Annotated in this window: 19 protein-coding genes; 11 read left to right on the top strand and 8 right to left on the bottom strand. The window is 66.8% G+C overall.

Features of this window, described 5'->3' with window-relative positions:
• Positions 1-11: 11 nt before the first annotated feature.
• The 8 genes from ACQR2C_RS12235 to ACQR2C_RS12200 all read right to left on the bottom strand — a co-directional run bounded on the left by ACQR2C_RS12235 (position 12) and on the right by ACQR2C_RS12200 (position 7625).
• Positions 12-1487, bottom strand: a complete 1476-nt coding sequence (locus ACQR2C_RS12235; protein WP_434881214.1) for an HlyD family secretion protein — start codon at positions 1485-1487, stop codon at positions 12-14.
• 197 nt (positions 1488-1684) lie between these two features.
• Positions 1685-3184, bottom strand: a complete 1500-nt coding sequence (locus tag ACQR2C_RS12230; protein WP_315805044.1) for a tripartite tricarboxylate transporter permease — start codon at positions 3182-3184, stop codon at positions 1685-1687.
• On the bottom strand, positions 3184-3678 hold the full coding sequence (locus tag ACQR2C_RS12225) for a tripartite tricarboxylate transporter TctB family protein (RefSeq protein ID WP_434881213.1): 495 nt from the start codon (positions 3676-3678) through the stop codon (positions 3184-3186). The genes ACQR2C_RS12230 and ACQR2C_RS12225 overlap by 1 nt, the downstream gene beginning before the upstream one ends.
• Positions 3675-4643 carry a Bug family tripartite tricarboxylate transporter substrate binding protein gene (locus ACQR2C_RS12220; protein WP_315805046.1) on the bottom strand — a complete coding sequence of 323 codons (969 nt, stop codon included), beginning with the start codon at positions 4641-4643 and terminating at the stop codon, positions 3675-3677. Before ACQR2C_RS12220 ends, ACQR2C_RS12225 begins: the two co-directional genes overlap by 4 nt.
• 244 nt (positions 4644-4887) lie before the next feature.
• On the bottom strand, positions 4888-5250 hold the full coding sequence (locus ACQR2C_RS12215) for a hypothetical protein (protein WP_316182646.1): 363 nt from the start codon (positions 5248-5250) through the stop codon (positions 4888-4890).
• An 80-nt stretch (positions 5251-5330) separates the two neighbouring features.
• The gene (locus tag ACQR2C_RS12210) at positions 5331-5609 is read right to left on the bottom strand and encodes a DUF3551 domain-containing protein (protein ID WP_315805047.1); all 279 of its coding nucleotides are present in this window, start codon (positions 5607-5609) and stop codon (positions 5331-5333) included.
• A 100-nt stretch (positions 5610-5709) separates the two neighbouring features.
• A complete protein-coding gene (locus ACQR2C_RS12205) occupies positions 5710-6405 on the bottom strand; it encodes an RlmE family RNA methyltransferase (protein ID WP_316182643.1) in 696 nt (231 codons plus the stop codon).
• A gap of 146 nt (positions 6406-6551) precedes the next feature.
• Positions 6552-7625 (bottom strand): Ppx/GppA phosphatase family protein, encoded by a 1074-nt coding sequence (locus ACQR2C_RS12200; RefSeq protein ID WP_315805049.1) that lies wholly within the window; start codon positions 7623-7625, stop codon positions 6552-6554.
• Positions 7626-7825: 200 nt separating this feature from the next.
• Between ACQR2C_RS12200 and ACQR2C_RS12195 the strand changes: the two genes are divergently transcribed.
• From ACQR2C_RS12195 to ACQR2C_RS12145, 11 genes are all read left to right on the top strand, one after another.
• Positions 7826-10201, top strand: a complete 2376-nt coding sequence (locus ACQR2C_RS12195) for a xanthine dehydrogenase family protein molybdopterin-binding subunit (RefSeq protein ID WP_434881212.1) — start codon at positions 7826-7828, stop codon at positions 10199-10201.
• Between the two features lie 423 nt (positions 10202-10624).
• A complete protein-coding gene (locus tag ACQR2C_RS12190; RefSeq protein ID WP_315805051.1) occupies positions 10625-10915 on the top strand; it encodes a RebB family R body protein in 291 nt (96 codons plus the stop codon).
• Positions 10916-10976: 61 nt separating this feature from the next.
• Positions 10977-11246: a RebB family R body protein gene (locus ACQR2C_RS12185; protein ID WP_315805052.1), complete on the top strand. Its 270-nt coding sequence runs from the start codon at positions 10977-10979 to the stop codon at positions 11244-11246.
• Between the two features lie 72 nt (positions 11247-11318).
• Positions 11319-11588: a RebB family R body protein gene (locus ACQR2C_RS12180; RefSeq protein WP_172108194.1), complete on the top strand. Its 270-nt coding sequence runs from the start codon at positions 11319-11321 to the stop codon at positions 11586-11588.
• 74 nt (positions 11589-11662) lie between these two features.
• Positions 11663-11935, top strand: coding sequence for a RebB family R body protein (locus ACQR2C_RS12175; RefSeq protein WP_172108192.1), 273 nt, complete (start codon positions 11663-11665; stop codon positions 11933-11935).
• Positions 11936-12003: 68 nt separating this feature from the next.
• The gene (locus tag ACQR2C_RS12170) at positions 12004-12225 is read left to right on the top strand and encodes a RebB family R body protein (RefSeq protein WP_315805053.1); all 222 of its coding nucleotides are present in this window, start codon (positions 12004-12006) and stop codon (positions 12223-12225) included.
• Between the two features lies 1 nt (position 12226).
• The gene (locus ACQR2C_RS12165) at positions 12227-12859 is read left to right on the top strand and encodes a RebB family R body protein (protein WP_315805054.1); all 633 of its coding nucleotides are present in this window, start codon (positions 12227-12229) and stop codon (positions 12857-12859) included.
• Positions 12860-12957: 98 nt separating this feature from the next.
• Complete coding sequence (locus ACQR2C_RS12160; RefSeq protein WP_315805055.1) at positions 12958-13302, top strand: hypothetical protein; 345 nt, start codon at positions 12958-12960, stop codon at positions 13300-13302.
• A gap of 6 nt (positions 13303-13308) precedes the next feature.
• A complete protein-coding gene (locus tag ACQR2C_RS12155) occupies positions 13309-14364 on the top strand; it encodes a hypothetical protein (RefSeq protein WP_316216324.1) in 1056 nt (351 codons plus the stop codon).
• A gap of 26 nt (positions 14365-14390) precedes the next feature.
• Positions 14391-15074 (top strand): hypothetical protein, encoded by a 684-nt coding sequence (locus tag ACQR2C_RS12150; RefSeq protein ID WP_316182633.1) that lies wholly within the window; start codon positions 14391-14393, stop codon positions 15072-15074.
• Between the two features lie 122 nt (positions 15075-15196).
• Complete coding sequence (locus ACQR2C_RS12145; protein ID WP_434881211.1) at positions 15197-15919, top strand: hypothetical protein; 723 nt, start codon at positions 15197-15199, stop codon at positions 15917-15919.
• Positions 15920-15944: the final 25 nt, after the last annotated feature.

Genomic DNA, 15944 nt, shown 5'->3' with positions numbered 1-15944 from the left:
GGAGAGAAGCCTCATTGTGCCGAGACCGCGCGCGCCGTCGGCAGCCACTGCTCGTCGAAGACCGGCTGCTGCGCCGGTTGCGACCGCAAGGCGGAGTCGAGCTTGCTGACACCGGCACGGCGCGTCGCTTCGTCCGGCTCAGACGGGTCCAGATCGGTCAGCGACGCAACGAGGTGGCCGAGCCGGCGCCATGTCACCGACATCGACGGCACGATGCCATTGTCGCGCGTCACGGTGACCCACTGCCCCACCGTGCAGGCCGGCGTCGCCGCGGAGGTCGGCTGCGCAGCCGGCTTTTCGTCGGCAGCGTCAGGCGTGATCATGACGTAGAGCTCGCGCCGCTCGGTCTGCGGAAATGGCACGGCAAAGCGCTCGTCGACCTTGTCGCTCGTCTTCGGCAGCACGGCGCTGACGATGCCGCGATGGAAGCCGCCGCCGTCGATGCGCACCTCGGTGCCCGGCTTCAGCGCTTCGCCCTGGCGATAGGAGAAGATCGCGACCACGAAGCGCTTGTCGCAATCGACCACCGAGGCGATCGTATCGCCGGCGCTGACGTGGCGTCCGGTGTCGGCACCCACCGCCAGCACCTTGCCGGGACCGGGCGAGAGCACATCCGCGGCAGCGAGCCGCGCCAGCCGCGCGCGCTCGGACTTGATCAGGCCCTCGAGATCGTCGAGCACGGCGGCCTGCTGCTTCTCCTCGATCTCCATCCGCCTTGCATCGAGATCGATGTCACGGCGCTTCTGACTGAGCATGTTCAGCGCGACCAGATCCTCGCCGACATAGACGCCGGCATCGAGCGCCTTCAGCTGCGTCAGCTTCTGGTTCAGCTTGGCAGTCTGCGCATCGGTGTCGTGCAGCGCCGCCGCATATTGCTGCTCGGTCGGCTTCAGCATCTCGACGCTGGCGGCATCGCGCGCGACCATGCGGTTCTGGCGGTCGACGATGGCCTTCTTCTCGCTGCTCTGCGCGTTCGACTGCGCGACGCGGGCACGCAGCTCCTCGATCTGGGACTGCAACTGCGCCTTCAACTGACCGGCCTGGCTCGCGATCTCCTGATCGAGCGAGCTGACATAAGCGACATCAGACTGATGCTTGGCACGCGTGGCGTCGAGCTTCTGACGCGCGTCGCCCGCCTTTTCTTCCAGCGAGATGAGCGTGGTGCGGTCGAGCCGCGGATTGGTGATCTCTGCGAGGCGGTCGCCGGACCGAACCTCGCCACCCGGCTTGGCCGTGAGCGAATCGACCTGGCCCGCGATCGGGGACGTCAGCAGCATCACCGGCGCATCGACCACGGCGCGATCGGACTGGTCGGCCACGATCGGCGGCACCACCGCGGTCAGCATCAGCGCCGAGAGGATGCCGGCCACGCCGAGCGCCGACACCCTGAGGATCACGGGATGGCGCGGCGGACGGGTTGCGGTCTTCGGAGCGACGGGACGTTGCGCGGGGACTGGCTTGAAACCGTCATCGAAGCGATCGGTCATCGGGTCTCTTTCGGTTTGGGGTGACACGCCCCGAAAGACGCTTCCTCAGCTGATCCGGAGTTCCAGGCTCCGGTCTCGATGGCTCAACCCAAACCGGATCGCGGGCACATCGTTTCACGCCGCGCCCGATCTCCGCGCCCCCCTCCGGTCACGTTATGTTGCACTGCGATGGCGCGGTTTCCGCTTGCGGGCCGCACTCAATCCTCATTCGCCTTGAAGCGCCCGAGTCCCTTCAAGATGAACGGCGCGATCAGCGCAATCAGCGCGACGACCAGAAGAGTTGCAGAGATCGGCGACTGCAGCAGGGTCATGGGATCGCCGAGGCTGATCGCGAGCGCCCGCCGCAACTGGCTCTCAGCGATCGGTCCGAGGATCAGCCCGACCACGACCGGCGCAATCGGGAAATCGAACCGGCGCATCAGGAAGCCGAGCACGCCGAAGCCGGCCAGCATCGACAGTTCCACGACCGACGGCTTTGCCGCGATCGTGCCCATGGTCGCGAACACGAGGATGCCAGCATAGAGCCAGGGTGTCGGGATCGCGAGCAGCTTCACCCACAGCCCGACCAGCGGCAGGTTGAGGACGAGCAGCATCGTGTTGGCGATGAACAGGCTCGCGATCAGGCCCCAGACCAGATCGGGCCGCTCGGCAAACAGCAGCGGTCCCGGATTGAGGCCATATTGCTGGAAGCCCGCGAGCATCATCGCGGCGGTCGCCGAGGTCGGCAGGCCGAGGGTCAGCAGCGGCACCAGGGTGCCCGCGGCCGAGGCGTTGTTGGCGGCCTCAGGGCCGGCGACGCCTTCGATCGCGCCCTTGCCGAACTGGTCAGGATATTTGGTCAGCCGTCGCTCGGCCGAATAGGACAGGAAGGTGGGAATCTCGGCGCCGCCCGCCGGCAGCGCGCCGATCGGAAAGCCGAACAGCGTGCCGCGCAGCCACGGCTTCCACGACCGCTTCCAGTCCTCGCGCGTCATCCACAGCGAGCCCTTGATGGCCTCGATCTTCTCCTCGCTATGGTGACGGCGCGAGGCGACGTAGAGCGCCTCGCCGACTGCGAACAGGCCGACCGCCAACGTCGTCACCTCGACACCGTCGAGCAGTTCCGGCACGCCGAAGGCGAGCCGCGCCTGCCCCGTCAGCTTGTCGATGCCGATGAGACCGAGCGTCAGCCCGATGAACAGGCTGGTGAGGCCACGGATCGGTGAATCGCCGAAGGTCGCGGACACCGTGACGAAGGCGACGCACATCAGCGCGAAGTAGTCCTCCGGACCGAAGCGCACGGCGATGTCGACGAGGTAAGGCGACAGGAAGGCGAGACCGATGGTGGCGATGGTGCCGGCGACGAAGGAGCCGATCGCCGAGGTCGCCAGCGCCGGGCCGCCGCGGCCGGACTTGGCCATCTTGTTGCCCTCGAGCGCGGTCGCCATCGAGGCGCTCTCGCCTGGCGTGTTGATCAGGATCGCGGTGGTCGATCCGCCATACATGCCGCCATAATAGATGCCGGCGAACATGATCAGCGAACCGCCGGGATCGAGCTTGTAGGTGACCGGCAGCAGCAGGGCGACCGTGAGCGCCGGCCCGATGCCCGGCAGCACCCCGACGGCGGTGCCGAGGAACACGCCGACCAGCGCATAGAGCAGGTTCATGGGCTGGACGGCGATCGCCATCCCATGCGCGAGCGCGGCAAAGGTGTCCATCAGAGCAGTCTTTCGAGCGGACCGGCGGGAAGGCTCAGGGTGAGGAGACGGTCGAAGGCGAGATAGATCATGGTCGTCAGCACGGCGCCGATGACGAGATCGGTGACGAAGGCGCGCCGGCCGAACGCGGCCGACGTCGTCACGAACAGCGTCGTCGTCGCCAGGATGAAGCCGCCACCGAAGCCGATGATCGCGATCAAGAGCGCAAGGCCGGCGAGGATCAGCAGCACCGCGACCGGATCGGAGCTCTCGCGCGGCGGCAGGTTGCCCCTGACCGCATCGACCAGATTGGCAAGGGCCAGAATGCCGAGCCCGATCGCGATCACGACCGGCATGACCTGCGGGCCCATGCCGTACATCGTGGTCGCCGGGATCTGATTGGCGTCGTAGACCAGCACGAGCGCAACGGCCGCGAGCAGCGCCGCAATGACGATGCCGGCCTTGTCGACGCCTCCCGAGGCGGGTGTCTCGGCGCCGGCGCGCTCCGTCGTCATGACTTGACGAGGCCGACCGACTTCAACACGTCGGTGACACGGACGTTCTCCTTTTTCAGGAAGTCGGCGAACGCATCCCCCGGAAGATAGGCGTCGTCCCAGCCCTTCTGCTTCAGGATCTCCTTCCAGGCATCCGACTTCACCATCTTCTCGACGGCGTCGCTGAGCACCTTCTTCTGCTCCGGCGTGATGCCGGGCGGCGCGACCACCGAGCGCCAATTCGCGAGCACGAGGTCGATGCCCTGCTCCTTGAAGGTCGGGATGTCGACCCCGGGAATGCGCTTCTCCGAGGACACGCCGATCGCGCGCAGCTTGCCGCTCTTGATCTGCCCGTCATATTCCGACAGGCCGGAAATGCCCGCCGTGACCTTGCCGCCGAGGATCGCCGCCAGCGACTCGCCGCCGCCCGAGAACGGGATGTAGTTGACCTTCTTGGCGTCGGCGCCAACGGCGCCGGCGAACAGCGCCGCCATCACGTGATCGACGCCGCCGGCCGAGCCGCCGGCGAAGGTGACCTTGGCGATGTCGGCCTTCAGCGCCGCGGCGAGATCCTGCGCCGTCTTGATCGGCGAGTTGGCCGGCACGACGATGACCTGGATCTCCTCGGTCAGCCGCGCGATCGGCGTCACCTGCTCCAGCGTCACCGGCGACTTGTTCATGGCGAGCGCGCCGACCATCACGAAGCCGTTCACCATCAGCTGGTTGCCGTCGCCCTTGGCGCCGGTGACGAACTGCGCGATGCCGACGGTGCCGCCGGCGCCGGCGACGTTGGTCACCTGGACGCTGCGCGCCACGCCCGACGCCACGAAGGCCTGCTGCATGGCCCGCGCGGTCTGGTCCCAGCCGCCGCCGGGCGCGGCCGGCGCCATCACCTTCAGTTCCAATTGCTGGGCAGAGACCGGTGCACCGGCCAGGAACGTCAACGCAACAGCTGCGCCGGACAGGCGCGCACAGAATGACTTCAAGGACCCCTCCACGGCCGCCCCGGCGGCTCACGTTTCTCTATCCGCGTCTCAACCCCGATCATGCGGCACCAAGACGCGCACGGCGGCACGATCGACTGCGCACGGACCGGTCAGATCAGCTCTTGGATTCTCGAGACACAGCAAAAGCTTACAGGCCCAAAGGGGGCATTCAAGGCGCTACCCTGCGACAGGATGGCGCACCCCCTTTACGCGAGGCACTTTGCCGCTCAGTGGCCTGGAGGGCTCAGCCGCAAGTCCAGACCATTCCCACCGGCGTCCGCGTCCAGCACGGGCCGAAGCTGCCGCCATTGTAATGGCCGCGATAGAAGCCGGGCTGGCCGAAATAATGCCACTCGCCGTTGTAGAGCATGTATTTCGGGGTGCCGTCGATGTACCAGTGGCGGCGACTGCCGCGCGGCGGGCCGTTGCGCATCGCTTCCTTGTCCGCGTACAGCGGGAGGCTGTTGTTCGGCGGCTGCTTATAGCCCGGCAGGAAGCCATAGCCCTGCCAGCGATGAGCCTTGCGCTTGTGCGACGGAGCGGCCGTCGCAAGCGCGGGCACCAGCAGCAGAAGCATCACAAGCGAAACGATGAAACGATGCGGCATGGCGGCAGCCCGATGAAGAGGAGGTCGCGAATCTTCAGTCCGATTGCGGCACGGCAACGGCCGCAGCGTCATGAAATGTTTCAGCGATGCCGCCGGTGCTTGCCGCGCGGCGGCGGTGCCGGCGGCGCGTAGAATGGATTGAGGTCGCACATCGCCGCGCGGCCGGACGCCGTGGCGCGGCATTGCGGCAGCGACGTGTAGCTGCAGTCGATCCACTCGCCACCGCCAAACCGGCCGCCTTCATAGACCTTCATGCACACGGGATAGCGCGGATCGTAGGCCTGGGCATGAGCCGGCGCCGATATGGCCGAGCCCACCATCAAAGCGACCGCGACAGCGCTGCAGGTCAGGACACGCATTCGGGGACCTCCGGAAGGGGTCTCGTCGGCCCAAGCCGATTCCCGAGACCGTGTTGCATCTGCTCTGTATCGCCGGCGCGGGCCGCTCGCAATGACGCCATTACAACAGGTCGGCCTGCTCTCCGCCGCGGAAACCCATCGCCAGCACGTAGCGCTCCGACGAATCCTGCCGGCTCGCGGCCGGCTTGACGTGGCGGACGCTGGCGTAATCGCGCTTGAGCTGCGCCATCAAGTCGGCATCGGCGCCGCTCTGGAACGTCTTGGCGAGAAAGCTGCCGCCCGGCTTGAGCACCTCGCTGGCGAAATGCGCGGCAAGTTCGACGAGACCGACGATGCGCAGCTGGTCGGTCTTGCGATGGCCGGTGGTGTTGGCCGCCATGTCCGACATCACCACGTCGGCACGCCCGCCGAGCATGGCGCGGAGCTTTTCCGGCGCATCCTGGGCATGGAAGTCGAGCTGGGTGAAGGTGACGCCGGGGATCTCGCCCATCTCCAGCAGATCGATCGCGATCACCTTGCCCTTCCCGGCTTCGGCCCCGACCCGACGCGCCGCGATCTGGCTCCAGCCGCCGGGCGCAGCGCCGAGATCGACCACCGTCATGCCGGGCTTCAGCAAATGATACTTGTCGTCGATCTCGAGCAGCTTGTAGGCCGCGCGCGAGCGGTAGCCGTCGCGCTTGGCCTTCATGACATAGGGATCGTTGAGCTGGCGCTCCAGCCAGAGTTTCGAGGACAGCTTGCGCTTGCCCCCGGTCTTGACCTGCACATGCATGCGGCCAGTGGTGTCTTTTGCCATCTTGATCTCTGAGGTCATTCCGGGACCGCCCGTCAGGGCGGGACTCGGAATCCAGAAGTTGCGGAGCGAGATTCCGGGTTCGCGCCAAACGAAAGCAGCTTCGCTGCTTTCGTCCGACCGCACCGGAATGACGTCGTCAATTCTTGCTACGCCGTCCTGAGCGCGCCGTCCTCGCGCATCATCTCGACCAGCATGCCCTCGCGCAGGCCGCGATCGGCGACGCGCAGCCGCGGCAGCGGAAACGCCAGGCGAATCGCGTCGAGAATGGCGCAGCCCGCCAGCACGAGGTCGGCGCGGTCGATGCTGATGCAGTTGTTCTCGGCGCGCTCCTGGTAGCTCATCGCCAGCAGCTTGGCGATCGTCGTCGTGATGTCGGCATCGTTGATCCAGATGCCGTCGACCCGGCGCCGATCGTAGCGCGCGAGGTTCAGATGAATGCCGCCGAGCGTCGTCACGGTGCCGGAGGTGCCGAGCAGATGCATGCCGGAGAGGTCGCCGCCATTCTCGGCCGCGAACGGCCCGACATGCTCGGCCACGGCCTCGACCATGGCGGCATAGATCTCCGGCGTCACGTCGCGACCGCCGAAGCGTTCGGCCAAGGTCACGACGCCGAGCGGGATCGACATCCAGGCCTTGATGCGCGGCTCGGCGTTGCGGTCGGCCGGATCGCGCTCGATCCTGACCAGCTCGCTGGAGCCGCCGCCGATATCGAACAGGATGGCCCCGCGCCCGCCCGGATCGAGCAGCGGCGCGCAGCCCTTGACGGCCAGCGTCGCCTCGGTCTCACGGTCGATCACCTCGAGCTCGATGCCGGTCTCGGCCACCACCCGGCTGCGGAACCCGTCGGCATTGGTGGCGGCGCGGCAGGCCTCGGTCGCGATCAGGCGCAGGCGGCTGGCCTTCTTGGATTGGATCTTGTCCCGGCAGATGCTGAGGGCGGCGATGGCCCGATCCATCGCCGCATCGCTGATGCAGCCGGTGGTCGAGATGCCCTCGCCCAGCCGGACGATGCGCGAGAACGAGTCGACCACGCGGAAGCTGTCGCCCGAAGGACAGGCGATCAGGAGCCGGCAATTGTTGGTTCCGAGGTCCAGGGCCGCGTAGACGCTGCTGCCATTGCTGGCGCAGGAAGGCGTCGCGACGTCCAGACCCGGACGCAAGCCGGGCTCCAGGTTCCCGCGCGGCGTGGGACTCTCCCGCAGCCGCGTGTCATTGATCATTCAAATGTCTTTCCGCTGGCCGGACCGGCCCAGATGGAAGTTCTCTTTCCCTAGACATTATCAGTGGATAGCGCCGGCGCAACAGCCCCTCCGTCAGGCGTGATGCACCATTCCTAATCAACCGTTGTCCGGCCGCGGGCGCTGCACTATCTGGGAACAGCCCGCATTTGCGACCAATCCAGCCCGTTGGGTCCTCATCCATGCAAGATCACACCTCCCCGGCCTCCCTCGAAAACGCGATCGCGCTGCAGAAATTCGGCGTCGGGCAGCCGGTCCGGCGCAAGGAGGACGACACGCTGGTGCGCGGCCACGGCAAATATACCGACGATTTCAACCTGCCCGGGCAGGCCCATGCCTGGATCGTGCGCTCCAGCCATGCCCATGGCATCATCAAGGGCATCGACACCACTGCCGCGAAGGCCATGCCGGGGGTGCTCGGGGTGTGGACCGGCGCCGACCTCGCGGCGGCCGCCTATGGCCCGTTCACCTGTGGCCTGCCGCTGAAGGGCCGGGACGGCTCACCGCTGCTGCAGACCAATCGGCCGGCGCTGGCCACCGACAAGGTGCGCTTCGTCGGCGACCCCGTCGCCTTCGTCGTGGCGGAAACCGCCGCGCAGGCCCGCGATGCGGCCGAGGCGGTCGAGCTCGATATCGAGCCCCTGCCCGCGGTCACCAATGCCGAGGAAGCCGCCAGGCCTGGCGCGCCGCTTCTCTACGACCACATCCCGAACAACGTCGCCCTCGACTACCACTATGGCGACACCGCCAAGATCGAGGAGGCCTTCGCCAAGGCGGCGCACGTCACCAAGCTCGACATCGTCAACACCCGCGTCGCCGTGGTGTCGATGGAGCCGCGCGTTGCGCTGGCGGCCTTCGACGGCAAGACCGAGCGCTTCACCTTGCAAGTGCCGACCCAGGGCGTCTCCGGCAACAAGGCAACGCTCGCCAAGATCCTCAACGTCGCGCCGGACAAGGTCCGCATCCTCACCACCAATGTCGGCGGCTCCTTCGGGATGAAGAACGTCTCCTATCCCGAATATGTCTGCATCCTGCATGCGGCCAAGGCGCTGGGCCGTCCGGTGAAGTGGCGCGACGAGCGTACCACCGCCTTCCTGTCCGACAGCCAGGGCCGCGACCAGATCATCCATGGCGAGCTGGCGCTCGACGCCGACGGCAAGTTCCTCGCTGTCAGGCTGTCCGGCTACGGCAATCTCGGCGCCTACATCATGGGCGTGGCGCCGCTGCCGCTGTCGCTCAACACCGGCAAGAACCTCGCCAGCGTCTACAAGACGCCGCTGCTCGGCGTCGACATCAAGACGGTGCTGACCAACGTCACCCTGATGGGCGCCTATCGCGGCGCCGGACGGCCCGAGGCGAACTACTTCATGGAGCGGCTGATCGATACCGCCGCGCGCGAGATGGGCATCGACCGCCTCACCATCCGCAAGCGCAACTTCATCAAGCCGAGCCAGATGCCGTTCCCGGCGGCGTCCGGAGTCACCTATGATTCCGGCGACTTCGCCGCGGTGTTCGAGAAGGCGCTGGAGGTCTCGGACTACGCCGGCTTTGCCAGGCGTAAGCGCGAGAGCCGCAAGAACGGCAAGCTGCGCGGCATCGCGGTCGGCTCGTATCTCGAGGTGACCGCGCCGCCGTCGGGCGAGCTCGGCAAGATCACCTTCGACGCCGATGGCGGCGTGACGCTGACCACCGGCACGCTCGATTACGGCCAGGGTCACGCGACCCCGTTCTCGCAGGTGCTGTCGGCGCAGCTCGGCGTGCCCTTCGAGAAGATCCGGCTGGAGCAGAGCGATTCCGACCTCGTTCGCTTCGGCAACGGCACCGGCGGCTCGCGCTCGATCACCGCGACCGGCCAGGCGATCGTCGAGTCCTCGCAGCTCGTCATCGCCAAGGGCAAGCAGGCGGCGGCGCATCTGCTCGAAGCCTCGGAAGCCGACATCGAGTTCGCGAGCGGCCAGTTCACCATCGCCGGCACCGACCGCAGCATCGACATCATGGAGCTGGCGCGGCGCATGCGCGAGGGCAAGATGCCCGAGGGCGTGCCGGCCTCGCTCGACGTCGACCACAATTCGACCGCGACCGAGTCGACGTTTCCGAACGGCTGCCATGTCTGCGAGGTCGAGATCGAGCCCGACACCGGCGTCGCGCAGATCGTCGCCTACACCGCGATCAACGACTTCGGCACGGTGATCAACCCGATGATCGTCGCCGGCCAGCTCCATGGCGGCGTCGCGCAGGGCATCGGCCAGGCGCTGATGGAGCACCTGCGCTACGACGAGAGCGGCCAGCCGATCACGGGATCGCTGATGGACTACGCGCTGCCGCGCGCCTCCGACGTGCCGATGATGACGGTCGACAACCATCCGGTGCCGGCGAAGTCCAACCCGTTGGGCACCAAGGGCTGCGGCGAAGCCGGCTGCGCCGGCTCGATGGCATCCGTGATCAACGCGGTGATCGACGCACTGTCCGACTACGGCGTGAAGCATCTCGATATGCCGCTGACCACCGAGAAGCTCTGGCGCGCAATCCAGGACGGCAAGGCGAGGACCGCGGCGTAGAACCGTCGTCTTCGGCGCATCGCCGTCGCTTTTGCCTGATCAAGCCCGGCCCGAACGGCCGGGCTTTCGTTTGCGCAGATGGCAGAGGATCCGTTCGCACGGCGACGTTGCCGCGCGCCGGTCTCACGCTCCCTCCATACGCGATCGCCCTGCCCGCAGCGGGGGATGCCAGTCGCGATCACCGCAGCAGGCGTGCGGAAAAATCGCTGAATTGCGGCAGAACCGATGAAGTCATCCGGTTATTTTCGCCGGGATTCGTCCCTGAGTTCCATCCCTTTCGACTATCGCGAGCGTCCCGATCTTCCTTAGGTTGCTGCAACGCCGGTTGGCATCTTCAACACACGCCGGACGCCGGTGCCACGCCAAACGACGCACGACTGCGTCACGCGGTGGATGTCGGCTCAAACGAGGGAGAATGACGAGATGGCTTTCCCGACGTCGGTCAACGACCAGATCACCGATTCCGTCACCCAGGCGAATACCAAGGTGCTCGGAGATGCGCCCGCGATTGCGATGGGCAACCTCTATCAGGCCACGGCGCAGGCGCTCGCCAATGCGGCTCACAACGCGACCAATGCGCAGCAGCAGAGCTACGTGACCACGCAGGCCGCCACCACCATGGGCGTCGCCACGCTCTACTCGCTCGACACCGCCACCACCGGCGTCGCGACGGCCGACATCCTCAACACCGGCGTCAAGGGCCTGACGAGCTGACGCGCACGTCCCGTTCGACCACCCACCTGCTGAAATGACCTCCACCTGAAAGGATCGAGCCATGGCATTTCCGACCTCAGTCAACAATCAGATCACTGATTCCGTCACCCAGGCGAACACCAAGGTGCTCGGCGACGCGCCGGCGATCGCGATGGGCAACCTGTTCCAGGCAACCGCGCAGGCGCTCGCGAACGCTGCGCACAATGCCACCAATTCGCAGCAGCAGAGCTATGTGACCGCGCAGGCGGCAACGACCATGGGCGTCGCCACGCTCTACTCGCTCGACACCGCCTCCACCGGCGTCGCCACCAAGGACATCCTGTCGTCCTGACCAGGCCCGAGCGCGGGATCGGGACACTCCCCGATCTTGGCCCTCGCCTCATGATCCCAGGGAGCTGGTGAGATGGCATTTCCCACGGCAGTCAACAGTCAGATCACGGACTCCGTGACCCAGAGCAACGTCCAGGTCCTCGGTACGGCACCTGCGATCGCAATGGGCAACCTGTATCAGGCGACGGCGCAGGCGCTGGCGAATGCAGCGCACAACGCCACCCTGGCGCAGCAACAGATGTACGTCACTGCGCAGGCAGCGACGACGGCAGGCGTCGCGCTGCTCTACTCACTCGACACGGCGTCGACCGGACTGGCGACGTCGACCATCCTGAAGAGCTAGGCACCATCCGCGCGTGATGCCCGGCTGATCGAGAGACGACCCCACGCCAACAGCACTCGCAAAGGAGAGACATCATGGCATTCCCCACCGCCGTCAACAGTCAGATCACGGACTCCATCAGCCAGGTGAACACCAAGGTGCTCGGCGACGCGCCGGCCGTCGCGATGGGCAACCTGTTCATCGCCACCAGCCAGGCGCTGTCCAACGCGGCCCACAACGCGACCAACAACCAGCAGCAGTCCTACGTGACGATGCAGGCCTCGACCACGCAGGGCATCTCCACCCTGCTGACCCTCGATACCGGCACGACCGGCATCGCCACCGAAAAGGTGCTCGGCCTGGTGTAGCGGTCCGTCCACCGACGGTGCCACCCGGCTAGCCGCAGGCTTGCGTCCGGCCAAGGGAGCCGTTCGTCGTGCCAGCCGCCTCCGCATCGTTGACGGCCGTGGTCGACGGCAACGTCGTCAATGTCGGGCTCGCCCCATCGGTCGCCATGGGCATGACCTATGTGGCGATGGCCGACAGCCTCGGGCTCGCCATGGCGAACGCCGCGGCCAATCAGCAACGTGGCCAGGTCCTGGCCGGCGCGGCGCTCGCGCAGGTCCTGGCGATGATCATTGCGCAAGGGAGTTCGTGACATGAGCGATCCGGGTACGGTCAACGGCCAGATCATCGACTCGACGACCGGCGTGGTCACGCTTCTGACCGGTCAGTCTCCGTCGCAGGCCTTCGGACTGCTCGACGCCGTGATGGTCGAGACGCTCGGCATGGCCATGCACAATGCGATCGGGCGGCAGCAGGGCGCGAGCGTGATCGGCTCGGCGGCAGTGACCGCGGCGTGTGCCAAGATGCTGTCGGTGCCGCTTCCCATTGCACCGCCGCCCGCGCCGAAGCCCCCGCCGCCCGCCGTCGATCCGCTCCCCGGACCGCCGCCCAATCCGTCGCCGAGCGCAGCCGTCGCCGCCGCCTTTGCCGAAGCGGAAAGCGCGGTGACCGCGCTGAAACTGCAGGCCAGCTCGGCCTCCAGCCTGGCGCAGACCGCGCAGGCAGATCTCAACCAGATCGTCACCGACGCCGGCGGCACGACGCCCTCGACGCCGCCACCCCCGAGCAGCTCGATCGCGACCGCCTATGCGGATGCGGCGAGCGCGATCGACACGCTGAAGGCCCAGGCCGCGACCGCGAATGGCCTGGCGCAGACCGCGGAGAGCGACCTCAACAAGCTGATCACCGAGGCCGGCGGCACCCCGCCCGCTCCTCCGAAGACCTGACCAGATCCTGAGCCGAAGACCCGACGACGAGACCGCCATGATCCGGGGCGCCGCAACCAGCACCGGCCGCAGCCTTCGGATCGGTTGAGGATACGCAGATGCCCAGCAATGTCGACGCCCAGATCATCGACGTGATCAACCAGGTCCAAAAGGCGACCATGGCGCCGCAGGTCGTACTCACCAGCGGCGCCGGCAAGGCCTATCAGTCGGTGGCGCAATCGGCGGCCATCGCCATCCAGGACGCGGCCGATGCGCTGCGCAACGTCTCGACCATCGCGACCACGGCCTCCGGCGTCGCCATGGCGCAGTTGCTGGCGACCGGCGAGCCGAAATACGCCGAAGCGCTGGTGACGGCGCAGAGCATGATGAAATCGGCGACCGACGACTTTGCCCAGATCGGCGCGGCCGCTTCCACGATCCTCAAGAACTTCCCGTCGGGGTGATGTGTCATGTCGGTGACGGTCGCAAACAGGCTGATCCAAGGCCGTGGCGGCCTCTCCGAGATCGGCGCGGTGGTTCTGGCGTTCATCGACGGCGGCGTGCAATGGCTCGAATGGGCGGTGCGGGCGCCGACGGCGAGCTACAGCTTCCCCGACGAAACCAGCATGATGGCCGAAATCCAGGACGGGCTGCACGGCTCGCCGCTGGCGCTGCTGCCCGGTCTGGGCCTGCAGGTCAGCCCGGTCAAGCTCCTGACCTTCAATCTCGGTGACCTGCGCGCGATTGCCAAGGCGGAGACCGGCGCGCAGGACGCCGCGACGGCGAGCCAGACCGAGAGCATCCTCAACGCCCACGGCATCCATGCGCAGTCGGATCTCGCAGCGGTCCCGGCCCTGCTCTCGCAGTTTGGCGTGGCCACGTCGCCGCTGTTCCAGTGTCTTGGCCTCAACGAGACGATCGCGCTGTGGGAGCTGATTGCGCTGCCGCAGCCGCAGGATGGCGAGCCCGACATCCGCAACGACGCGGCCGCCTTCGCCGTGCAGCAGGCCCGCACGCCCGAGGAGTTCTGCGACTACTACCGCATCTACATGGCGCTGACGGCCAAGCTGAAGACCGCCGCCAGCTCTGCCGAGCAACGCCTGTCCCAGGCCAATGGCGCGGTTCAGACGCTGCTGCCGATGATGTTCGGCGCGCTCGACTGTCCGCAGGTGCGGGGCCTGGTGCCCCCGCACGAGGTCGCCGCGGCCGTCAACAACTGGCTGCGGCAGGGACGGCGGCTCGGTTTCGCCCGGCTGTCGGAGGGCGTCTGCCGCATCATCGAGAGCACGACATTCACGCAGGAGACCGGCGCGGCGGCCCAGCAGGTCGTCACGCTGTATCTCGCCAACGCGCAGTCGTTCCTCTCGGCCAATCATCCGAAGACCGGCCGGATCAGCCAGGACGGACGCTCCTGCATCCTGCCGACGCAATCCGGCAATCTCTACGCCGAGCTCTACCTCGGCGCCGACGGCGACATCACCTTGCGCCAATTCAGGCGGATCGCGCCGCCCGCCGAAAAGAGTTGAGTCCGACACCCCATGAGGCAGGCATCATGAGCGAGCAGCCCCCGTCCCAGACCTCTCCGCCGGAGAACGAGCCCGACATCCTGCTCGACAATCCCTATGCCAGCCCGATGTTGCCTGAAGCATTCATCGAGCAGATCGAGGAGCAGTCGGCGGCTCAGTCGGCGCGCGATACCGAAGTCGAAGCCGAGCTGATCGAGAGCGCCACCGACGAGGTCGTGTCGATCGAGGAGCATCTGGGCGAGATGGACGAGGCGGTGATCGAGGTGGACGAGCAGGTCGCCAGTCCCCTCTCCTCGCACTCCATCCACCAGATCGAGCATCGCCTGCTGGAGGCCTCCCGCGCGATCGCCGCGGCCCAGCAGGCGTTCAACGAAGCGGTTGGTCGCACGGCGGCCTCGATGGAGCGCAAGATGGCCGCGGCGCAGGCCGCCATGCTGTCACGCCGGGCGCAGGTCGAACCGCTGCAGCCGCCCGCGGACTACGCGCCGCCCACGGTCGAGACGGCCGAGCAGGCCGTCGCGGCCTCGATCGTCGCCACGCGCCAGGCCACCAACTTCACCGATCGTCAGCTCGCGGCGATGGCCGCCACCGGCCGCGCCATCATCGCCGAGGCCCAGCAGGCGGCCGAGCAGAGCGTCATCGCCGCCGAACGCTCGATCAGCGCCGCGCTGGCGGCGAGCCAGCCACAGAAGACGGCGGCTTCCGCCTGACGCCACGCAAACCACCTCGCTGCGGCTGCGGGTGATCCGACCTGCTGTGTCAGCGATACTCCCGAAGCGGTCGTAAGAACACCGCCTCCGGCACCGCCTATCACGCGGAAGGATCCAATCCGATGTGCTGCATCATCTTCGATCTCGCCAGCACCGGTGGCCTGGACACCCTCGCCTCGCCGGGTTCCGGCCTCCCTGGCGCGCTGCCCCAAGGCATGGGAACCCAAGGCGGCCTCTACGTGATCGTCAACGTTCCCACCAACAATAGATACATCGGGAAAGCCGGCAATCTGGCGGACCGCTTCGATGGTCGTATGCTCACCGTGAACGAGTTCGGACTGAGCACCAACAATCTCAGGGGCGTCGGCGCGTTCTGGGGTGTCGCCTACGCCTTCAACACGCCGCAACCTCCGTCGCCGCCACTGCCAGTCTTCAAGGTCGAGGCCGGCATCACCTACAACGCCCAAACGAACGATGGCCGCCTCGCCAACCTCCTCTTGCCCGGCCAATTCGCTCCGGGAACTCCACAATATGCTTTCGCCAGCGCGCTGCAGATGAACACGATGGAAACCTGCAGGGTCGCCGATCCCATCTATTCCCTTAAAGATCCAACGGTCTACATCGATTCAACGACAGTCGACGTCGAACAACTACTCATTCGATTCTTCAAGATGGCGATCGGCAGCGGCGGAACTCTCACAAACAAGCAAAAAAGTCTGAATGCGTTCGTGAATTCAACCGGCAACAGCATGATCGTTGCGGTGTCGTGGGGCGCATGCCAAGCGCTCGGATTCCCGACCAGCGGCTTCACCATCATCACGATCGCCAACGGCGGCGCGCTTTGACGATCGCCGCGGGACTACCGTCCCG

Origin of the sequence: Bradyrhizobium sp. HKCCYLRH3061 (genome assembly GCF_051168015.1) — a bacterium.
Classification (GTDB): Bacteria; Pseudomonadota; Alphaproteobacteria; order Rhizobiales; family Xanthobacteraceae; genus Bradyrhizobium.
Note: the sequence above shows the minus strand (reverse complement) of the source record. Positions and strands in the feature narration are given on the sequence as shown.

Coding starts and splice junctions, on each gene's coding strand:
- ACQR2C_RS12145 (WP_434881211.1), top strand. CDS start 15,197: ATGTGCTGCATCATCTTCGATCTCGCCAGCACCGGTGGCCTGGACACC.
- ACQR2C_RS12200 (WP_315805049.1), bottom strand. CDS start 7,625: ATGATCAATGACACGCGGCTGCGGGAGAGTCCCACGCCGCGCGGGAAC.
- ACQR2C_RS12205 (WP_316182643.1), bottom strand. CDS start 6,405: ATGGCAAAAGACACCACTGGCCGCATGCATGTGCAGGTCAAGACCGGG.
- ACQR2C_RS12210 (WP_315805047.1), bottom strand. CDS start 5,609: ATGCGTGTCCTGACCTGCAGCGCTGTCGCGGTCGCTTTGATGGTGGGC.
- ACQR2C_RS12175 (WP_172108192.1), top strand. CDS start 11,663: ATGGCATTCCCCACCGCCGTCAACAGTCAGATCACGGACTCCATCAGC.
- ACQR2C_RS12165 (WP_315805054.1), top strand. CDS start 12,227: ATGAGCGATCCGGGTACGGTCAACGGCCAGATCATCGACTCGACGACC.
- ACQR2C_RS12235 (WP_434881214.1), bottom strand. CDS start 1,487: ATGACCGATCGCTTCGATGACGGTTTCAAGCCAGTCCCCGCGCAACGT.
- ACQR2C_RS12225 (WP_434881213.1), bottom strand. CDS start 3,678: ATGACGACGGAGCGCGCCGGCGCCGAGACACCCGCCTCGGGAGGCGTC.
- ACQR2C_RS12195 (WP_434881212.1), top strand. CDS start 7,826: ATGCAAGATCACACCTCCCCGGCCTCCCTCGAAAACGCGATCGCGCTG.
- ACQR2C_RS12215 (WP_316182646.1), bottom strand. CDS start 5,250: ATGCCGCATCGTTTCATCGTTTCGCTTGTGATGCTTCTGCTGCTGGTG.
- ACQR2C_RS12190 (WP_315805051.1), top strand. CDS start 10,625: ATGGCTTTCCCGACGTCGGTCAACGACCAGATCACCGATTCCGTCACC.
- ACQR2C_RS12180 (WP_172108194.1), top strand. CDS start 11,319: ATGGCATTTCCCACGGCAGTCAACAGTCAGATCACGGACTCCGTGACC.
- ACQR2C_RS12155 (WP_316216324.1), top strand. CDS start 13,309: ATGTCGGTGACGGTCGCAAACAGGCTGATCCAAGGCCGTGGCGGCCTC.
- ACQR2C_RS12185 (WP_315805052.1), top strand. CDS start 10,977: ATGGCATTTCCGACCTCAGTCAACAATCAGATCACTGATTCCGTCACC.
- ACQR2C_RS12230 (WP_315805044.1), bottom strand. CDS start 3,184: ATGGACACCTTTGCCGCGCTCGCGCATGGGATGGCGATCGCCGTCCAG.
- ACQR2C_RS12160 (WP_315805055.1), top strand. CDS start 12,958: ATGCCCAGCAATGTCGACGCCCAGATCATCGACGTGATCAACCAGGTC.
- ACQR2C_RS12150 (WP_316182633.1), top strand. CDS start 14,391: ATGAGCGAGCAGCCCCCGTCCCAGACCTCTCCGCCGGAGAACGAGCCC.